The following is an 8123-nucleotide window of genomic DNA, read 5'->3' on the forward strand; positions in this document are numbered from 1 at the left end:
CTCAGTCGTGGTGGCGCTCCCATGTAGAACCTGGCCCATTGTGCTTGCTTCCATTCGAGTGAAAAGAGTGCACCATCAAAACCTGGGATCAAACACCTAGACCGGCTGGCCATCAGACGTGGTTTGCCGCAAGTGATCCGCACTGACAACGGCAAGGAGGTGTGCGGCAAGGCGATGGTCGCCTGGGCGCATGCCAGTGGTGTGCAGCTATAGCTCATCCAGCCCGGCGAGCCGAATCAAAACGCCTACGTCAACGGCCGGCGACGCGACGCATGCCTCAACGAGCACTGGCTCCCAACACTGCTGCATGCGCGCACCGAGATCGAGCGCTGGCGACGCGAAGACAACGAAGGCCGGCCCAAGAACGCAATCGGCGGCATGACACCGGCTGCGTATGCCCAACATCTGGCCAACACCGCTAGCGTTCCCCCGGACTCCAAGAGCGGCTAACAAAACTACTGCGCTCACCGCCAGGCGGGCGCGGCCGGTGCTCGGAATCGGCATGTACCACTCGTACACTCCGGTTCTGAGCGCGCCGTCCGCGCCCACCTGACGACTGCTCGCTACGTTTTGTTAGCCACTCTAAACCAGGCCGCTACTCAGGGCGGAGGACGTCGCCCGGACGCCGGATAGTGGGGCGCGATCAGCCAAAGCAGGTGCGTCCATGGAACGATGCGCTCCCTCTCGGCCAGGAACATCTCACGACGGGTGTGCTTGCGCTTGCCCAAGCCCTGCGCATCACCGAATGTCAGTTACATGGATGCCTCCTCAACGTGAGTGCGTCGTGTCGCGTAGCTATGGGGAGTTGTTCAGAGGTTCCCTAGGGAAGGCCTGATTAACCCATGCATCGCCGCCATGCGGCTCAGTCAAATCAATAAGTTAAGCTTCGCGCAAGTGGGTTAATCAGAAAATCCCTAGAGGGCGCCACCGCGCTGTCTGATGCAAGGGCAGTGCAGCGAACTGCAAGGTATGCAGCGTTTGTACGTTAGCTCTAGACAATGGTGATACACCACGTACCCCATCAGCGCGTAATGCATCCATATCGCTCATACCGATAGCGCAGTTGGACTGCATGAGACTGCTCTACGCCATCGCTCATCAACATGCAGAACGTGCTCAACGGATTTATAGGGCCAAAGAAACCCGGTCATCACACTGAGGGCGCAGCCTCGAAAATCGCCTCAAAGCAGGCACCCGCAGCCAGGACTCCAGCCAAGAATCCCGCTTTCGCGGGATTCTTGGCATGAGGGACACATCGTGCCTTGCTTTCATGCCTTCCAGAACTTGTAGCCAGGGTCTTCATCCTTGTCTTTGTCCTTCTCCAACCTGTTGAGTTCAAATAAACGCCTTGTAAGGACTTCTTTATTCGGCTTGAATCTTTGGTGAAAATATTCTCCGGATTGAGCGTCGCGTGCAAAACCTTTGTACAATTTCAAGACAAGTTTACCCTCCTTTTTTCTATCCTTTTCTTCTGCAGTATCGGAGGAATAATAGCCTTTCTTAAATGCCTTTCTGACATCCTTAGGAATCGGCGCTCCCTTAAGCACATCAAACTGACGCTGCGCGCTTGTGTGGGACCTATCCTCGATCTTCATTTCTTTATTGATAGAAGACTTGGACGGCTTGCTGCTACTGGCCGCTTCATTGGTGCTGAGTGAGAACGAAAGCCGGGGTTTCGGTTTTTGGGATGGCTCACGGTTATGGGCAGTCGGCGGTGAACGCGGCAGACCTTGAAGCCACGGATCTAAGCGCTCCTGCAACGTCATTTCAGGCATTTCAGGGTGCCAGCTGCTCGGCCCTGATACCTCATCACTGGAATCGGCTGAGTGGACAGAATGAGTACTGAGAATCGAATTTGGCTTCATCAGATACACCTCAGTGGTTCAAGAACTGGGTCATCCACTGCATTAATAATGCATTGGACGCGCACGCCCTGGCCGCCTGAGGGCCTGAGGGCCTGAGCGGCCTTCCTGCACGTGTGCGCTTGCATTGCGCCATGCCGTCCGACCCACGTAACTCCACAATCATCAGTAGAGCCTCAGCATATCTGGATGCTAGGTACGATGCTGGGGACGCGTGAATTCATGTGTTTCATTGCGAACCATCAGTGACTCTGGATGGACCAGAAAATCACAGCCAATTCCTCCTGCGCAGGAACGTCGTCTTTTTCGCATCGAGAGCCTCTCACGATCGCAGAAGCGATGTGTCAAAAAGACGGGATCCAACATTGCCCATCAAGCAAGTAAAAGGTAAAGCTGTAAAGAGAAGCTGAGGGATGCGGTGGTTCGCACTGGGTCCAGTCTGTTGATAGTTCAGCCTCGGCGAGGCTTGCGGTGAACCTCAATGGAGTCGACGGCATGACACGGGGATGCACGATTCACCGCAGCAACGCAGCGCGTCACCAGCAATACGCGGATAATGGCCACATGTCATTTACCCATCTCTCGCTGCAGCCGTTCTTCGACACCGCGCTCGCCAGGGCCGGCCATCACTCTCCCACCCTTGTCCAGCAGCAGGCGATTCCGCCGATGCTGCAGGGGCGCGATCTGATCGCGATGGCGCAGACCGGTTCGGGCAAAACGTTGGCGTATGCGCTGCCGCTGCTGCAACAACGCTGTCTCGCCCCGGACACCGCGCCGCGCGTGCTCGGCGCGCTGGTGCTGGCGCCCACGCGCGAACTCGCCGCGCAGGTCGAAGACACGCTGCGCCAGCTGGCCGCGCATCTGCCGCGGCGGCTCAGGATCGTTGCGGCCACCGGGGGCAGTTCAATCAATCCGCAACTGCTCGCCTTGCGCGGCGGTGCCGACATCGTGGTGGCAACGCCCGGCCGGCTGCTGGATCTGGTCGACCACAATGCGCTGCGCCTGGGTGAGGTCGCCACGCTGGTGCTGGACGAAGCCGACCGCCTGCTGGAGCTGGGCTTCGGCGCCGAACTCGATCGCATTCTGGCGTTGCTGCCGGCGCAACGCTAAAGCGTGCTGTTTTCGGCCAGCTTTCCGCCCGCGATCGCATCGCTGGCCAAACGCCGCCTGCGCGACCCGCTGCGCATCACCATTGCCGCCACGCCGCAGGCTGCGCCTGCGATCGAACAACGCGCGATCGCTGTCGATGCCAGCCAACGCACCCAACTGCTACGCCATCTGCTGCAGGAACATGGCTGGTCGCATGTGCTGGTGTTCGTTTCCAGCCGCCACACTGCCGAGAAGGTCGCCGAAAAGCTGACCAAGACCGGCATCAACGCGCAGCCGTTACACGGCGAGTTGAGCCAGGGCCGCCGTGAGCGCAGCTTGCAGGCCTTCAAGCAGCGCGAGATGCAGGTGCTGGTGGCCACCGATCTGGCCGGGCGTGGCATCGATATCGACGCGCTACCGGCCGTGGTCAATTACGACCTGCCGCGTTCGACGGTGGATTACACCCACCGCATCGGCCGCACCGCACGCGCCGGCGCCAGCGGGGTGGCGATCAGCTTCGTTATTGCAAAGAGCCAGCCGCAATGGCGTTTGATCGAAAAACGCCAGGGACTGCGCGTGCCGACGAGCGTGATTGCCGGCTTTGAGCCGAGCCTGGCAACAGATGCGCCTGCGACCCAGACGCGGAATCCCGATACGCGCGCACCGGACGACAACGGCGGCATCAAGGGCAAGCGGCCGAGCAAGAAAGACAAGCTGCGCGCGGTAGCGGCGACACAGCCAGGCAAGCCCGACTGAAAGCGGGTATTTGCACGTCATTCGCCGTCGTCACGCGGATGTGGACGGCGCGCGAACCGCGCTTGAACATGTGGAACATGCGCAGGCCGGGCAGCGTCCAGCACGCGTCGATGCCGGTGTTGCGCACGCTTGGCCAGTTGCGGCTTCGCACGTCACAGACATCTATCGCCGAACGTGTGCCTTGTGCAGACCACGTTATCTGACCTTAGATTTCGCTGAGACAACACGCGGTGGCGGCCAAGCGCGTTGCTGATGACGCCAACGCAAAACCGTGCCAACGCAGCAGCGATGCACCGCCACGTCTATGCGGTGAAGACTCACTCCTGCGAGAAATCCAGCTCGCCGCCCATTGCGCTGTCGCCATCGGCACGCAGAGTGCGCTTGCCGGGCTTGCCGGGCTTGCGCAGGATTTCCACGAAGAACTGCTCGCCACCCTCACTGGTGAGCGCATTGATCGACCGGATCAACTCGGCCGGCGGCAGCGGCGCAGCGCTGGCCTCGTCCACCCCGAAGCGCATGTCGAAGTCCCGATAATCCGCACCTTCCGGCAAGTCCTTGCGGCGCTCGCGGCGGAGGTACTTGCGGATATCGTTCTTGCTGGACTCCAGCAGACGATCGCGGTTCTTGCCTTCGAGGTTGAGCTGGTAGGTCTTGCGCATGGCGACATCGTTCCTGAACTGGCCGCCTATTGTGAGGCCACACCGCCGTTCTGGGTGAATCGACTGCCCTGCGAGGTCTTCCGGGCAGCGAAGCGATCGGCTGCACCCTCATTGACCGTCACCAAACGCCGTCCGTGGGTGAGCTGCCTGCAGGCTGTGCGTCCGTGACACCCATAGCAGGATGCACGGTTAGATCGACAATGCATGCCCCTTTCGATCGGCCACCTTCGGCGAGATCACGCCTCTTTGGCAGGGTAGCCTGCCGTGTTGGCTGCAGGAATCCTTCAACGCGATGCCACGCATACCGTGACATCGCGCAGTGCGTGCAGCGCACTCAATCGGCGTGGAAACGAATGCCTTGGTTGATCGTGCATTGATACGCCAGCACCGGGCCGCGTTGCTGCAGACCCGGCAAGTCGTACATGTAGGTGGTGAAACGCACGCTGCCATCCGGGCGCAGCTGGTAACGCATGAACTGCTGGATCGGCTTGCCGTCGTTGGCCACGGTGAAATGCGAGCCGGAGAACGCGGCGGTGCCATCCTCGGTGATGCGATACGCGTCGATATGCCGTCCGCCACGGGTCTGACTGACCGGGGTGCCCTCTTCGGGCGTGCAGCGACCAAGATCGTTGGTCAGACTGACGTCGTAACCAGCCTCCAGGGCCGCGAGCACTTCAGCACGGGTATTGAGCGATTCGCTGGCCCAAGCGGGCAGCGCGCAGGCGCACAACGTGGCGAGCAATGTAGCGAGGGCAAGACGGGGCATGGCGAACTCCAGGCGAACGAGTGAATGAAGTGACTTGGACTGTAATCATCTCACGGCGATCAACCTGACCTAGTGCTGACTGCACCGGCACATTGCGCTACGCATCACGCTGCATGATTGCGCTGTTTAGCGAAGTCCGCGCGAGATTGCGAGATGCGGGGTATGCCTGCGCGCGCAGAGGCTGTTTTGTTGAGTGAGTCGGGCGTGTCTGTCGCCTTGGAATGAACCTACGACGCGCTACAAACGCGCGTTGACCTCGCGCGGCACATGCTCCGGCTCCGGCTGTAATGCCGGCATCGCGCCCAACAACAGACGCTCGGCCAATGCGCGCGTCGCCACGCGCAACTCGGGCACAGCAGTGATTTCCCAATAGCGCCCACGCAACAACGGACCCACGCAATACAACCCTGGCACGATCTGCCCGGCGCCATCGCGCACCCGCAGTTGCGCATCGGTGTCCACACCCAACCCAAATGGGTCGGCACGCAGCAGGCCGGCATCGCGCATACCGGCGATCAGCGGGTCGCTGGTGCGGTCGATATCGGTATCCAGCCCGGTCGCACGGATCACCGCGTCGTAGTGGCCGGTCTGCGCGTCGGCAGCACCACGCGGGCGGATCACCGCCTCCACGCCATCGGGCACCCAACGCGCACGCAGCAGGCGCGCCGCGGTCACCTGCAATTGGCCCGAGGCCTGCAGCTGCGCCAGTTGTTCCGCCGCGCCCGGCGCAACACGATGCCGCGCCACTTCCCAATACGGCCGCAAGTGGCGCAAAAATTGCGCACGCTCGGGTAACTCCAGCCGCTGCCACAGCGGCTGGAGATGCGGGCGCAAGGCATCCACCACCCGTCGCCAATCGCCGACCACCGCACTCACCTGACGCACGCCGCGCAGCAGGCCACGCAGGTCGGCATCCTTGAGCGCGCGCTGCAGATGCGGCGGCAGTTCCAGCGCCGCGCCTGGCTGGCGCAAATGCGCCTGCGGTGCCAGCCCGCGCCGGGAGATCGCCACCAGCCGGCCACGATGACCGCGCGCATGCAGAGTCAATGCCACATCCACCATGGTCAGCCCGGTGCCGACGATCAGCACGTCATCGTCGGGCGACAACCGCGCCAGGGCATCGCCTTGCCACGGCCAACCGATATAGCGCGGATGCACGCTCAAGCGCGGGCCGATGCCGGCAAGCGCCTGCGGTTGCAGCGCACCCACCGCCAACACCACCCGATCGCTATGGAAGGCATCGCCATTGGCCAGAAACACGCGAAACCCCGTGCGCACGCGCTCCACTGCAACGGCCTCTTGCGACAGCCGCATGATCGAGGCCTGCGCGCCGCTGACCGCGGTATCCAGCTCGCTGCGCAGATAATCGCCATAGGCCAGACGCGGCAGGAATCCCAGCCGCCCGCTCTCGCCCAAATGCAAGGTCTCGGCAAATGCGCCGGGCGCCTGCGCATCGATCCCCAGGTCTTTGGCGCGCACGTTGAGCAAATGCTCCGGCCGCGCCGCACCATAGGCAATGCCGCTGCCGAAGGTTTCGGCCACGCCGACCAAGGTGATACGAACTTGGGCATCGGCCGTCTGCGCCAGCGCACGGACCAGCGCGGTGCCGCAAAATCCGGCACCGATGACGGTGATATGGGTTTCCATGTGCAACTCCCACTGAATTACCCGAACGTTGTGCCCGCAGCGCGACGCGAACGTGTAAACAAATGGTTAGCGCCCGGCAACCCAAAACGCATGAGCTGATCATGGTTAGTGATGAGGCTTGCGTTGCAGGCGGCGCGCGCGGCGAATTGCACGCAGATGACAGCGCACGCGACCGCAATTGGATGGCGCTGCGCCCCTCGCCTGCTCGGCTGCAGCACGACGCTGCGCAGCTGTTTCGCCGAGTCATCGGCACAGATCTTGCCCGGCTATTCGATAATGCGGACCTTCAGATTCGAGTGACTGAAATGTCCATTCCTGCAGTACACCCGCAACGCGTCCTGATCGCTGGCGGCAGCTGTGGCATCGGGCTGGCCATTGCCGAAGCGTTCGTCCGCAACGGCGCGCACGTCTCGCTGTGCGCCCGCAATACCGGTGGCCTGGCACAGGCAGCACACGCGTTGGCGCCGCATGGCACGCCGTCACACACCTTCGCCTGCGACCTGTCGGATGCTGCGCAAATCCAGGCCTATGTGCAGGCCGCAGCGTAGGCACTGGATGGCTTGGACGTGGTGATCAACACCGCCTCCGGCTATGGACATGGCAACGACGACGCAAGCTGGCAGGCATACAGACAGGCCTGGACGTGGATCTGATAGCGGCAATGCGCTGCAAACGCGCCGCGTTGCCGCACCTGCGCAACAGCGATGCGGGAGTGATCCTCAACATCAGCTCGATCAACGCGCAGCGCCACACGCCGCGCGCGATTGCCTATTCCACCGCCGAGGCTGCGCTCAATTACACCACCACCACGCTGGCCGCCGAACTCGCGCGCGAGCGCATCCGCGTCAACGAGATTGCGCCCGGCTCGATCGCGTTTCCCGATGGGCTATGGGCGCGGCAGCGCGACGAAGAACCGGAACTGTATGCCCGCATCCGCGACAGCATTCCGTTCGGCGGATTCGGGCAGGTACAGCACATCGCCGATGCGGCGTTGTTTCTTGCCTCGCCACAGCCACGTTGGATCACTGGGCAAGTGACGGCGGTGGATGGTGGGCAGTCGCTGGGGGACTACCGTCTCATACGTTGGACATACATGTGCTATTGGCCAGTGATGCCTCCGGTACAAAGCCGCCACTCTGGGTCAATGAAGTACGCGTGCTGATCTTTGGAGATTCCACCGCTGAACGAGAATTATTAATGCAGCGACCAACAGATAGAAAAACGCCGTTAAAGCTCGTCCGACTGGCAGGACATTTAATGAGAGATGGGCACCTCGAACAACCAAGTCGTAGCCGTGGTGACACGCACTGGATGATGACCATACCTTCAAAAAATCAGCGATCT

5 protein-coding genes, 1 other RNA gene and 4 pseudogenes are annotated in these 8123 nt (G+C 61.6%); 5 read left to right on the top strand and 5 right to left on the bottom strand.

The features are described 5' to 3' along the window. Positions 1 to 96: 96 nt before the first annotated feature. Both XpopCFBP1817_RS18115 and XpopCFBP1817_RS18120 read left to right on the top strand, forming a co-directional pair. A pseudogene (locus XpopCFBP1817_RS18115) lies at positions 97 to 450 on the top strand (integrase core domain-containing protein); the annotation flags it as partial. Between the two features lie 52 nt (positions 451 to 502). Continuing rightward, positions 503 to 579: non-coding RNA, sX9 sRNA (locus XpopCFBP1817_RS18120), on the top strand. Between the two features lie 35 nt (positions 580 to 614). On the opposite strand, the pseudogene XpopCFBP1817_RS18125 reads toward XpopCFBP1817_RS18120, so the two are convergent. Further along, positions 615 to 752 (bottom strand): annotated as a pseudogene (locus XpopCFBP1817_RS18125) (IS5/IS1182 family transposase); the annotation flags it as partial. A gap of 516 nt (positions 753 to 1268) precedes the next feature. Then, positions 1269 to 1865: a hypothetical protein gene (locus XpopCFBP1817_RS18130; protein WP_128418180.1), complete on the bottom strand. Its 597-nt coding sequence runs from the start codon at positions 1863 to 1865 to the stop codon at positions 1269 to 1271. A 561-nt stretch (positions 1866 to 2426) separates the two neighbouring features. Here XpopCFBP1817_RS18130 and XpopCFBP1817_RS18135 point away from each other — a divergent pair. Further along, positions 2427 to 3707 (top strand): annotated as a pseudogene (locus XpopCFBP1817_RS18135) (DEAD/DEAH box helicase). 317 nt (positions 3708 to 4024) lie between these two features. Here the strand turns inward: XpopCFBP1817_RS18135 and XpopCFBP1817_RS18140 are convergent. The 3 genes from XpopCFBP1817_RS18140 to XpopCFBP1817_RS18150 all read right to left on the bottom strand — a co-directional run bounded on the left by XpopCFBP1817_RS18140 (position 4025) and on the right by XpopCFBP1817_RS18150 (position 6779). Continuing rightward, positions 4025 to 4366, bottom strand: coding sequence for a DUF6172 family protein (locus XpopCFBP1817_RS18140; RefSeq protein ID WP_128418181.1), 342 nt, complete (start codon positions 4364 to 4366; stop codon positions 4025 to 4027). 334 nt (positions 4367 to 4700) lie between these two features. Further along, entirely contained in the window at positions 4701 to 5132 is a 432-nt protein-coding gene (locus XpopCFBP1817_RS18145) for a VirK family protein (protein ID WP_128418182.1), read from the bottom strand. Between the two features lie 237 nt (positions 5133 to 5369). Next, the gene (locus XpopCFBP1817_RS18150) at positions 5370 to 6779 is read right to left on the bottom strand and encodes an FAD/NAD(P)-binding protein (protein WP_128418183.1); all 1410 of its coding nucleotides are present in this window, start codon (positions 6777 to 6779) and stop codon (positions 5370 to 5372) included. Between the two features lie 305 nt (positions 6780 to 7084). Here XpopCFBP1817_RS18150 and XpopCFBP1817_RS18155 point away from each other — a divergent pair. Then, positions 7085 to 7845, top strand: a pseudogene (locus tag XpopCFBP1817_RS18155) (SDR family NAD(P)-dependent oxidoreductase); the annotation flags it as partial. An 89-nt stretch (positions 7846 to 7934) separates the two neighbouring features. After that, positions 7935 to 8123: hypothetical protein (locus tag XpopCFBP1817_RS22255; RefSeq protein WP_208619660.1), on the top strand; the 189-nt coding region annotated here is incomplete at its 3' end.

The organism is Xanthomonas populi, assembly GCF_002940065.1.
Lineage (GTDB): Bacteria > Pseudomonadota > Gammaproteobacteria > Xanthomonadales > Xanthomonadaceae > Xanthomonas > Xanthomonas populi.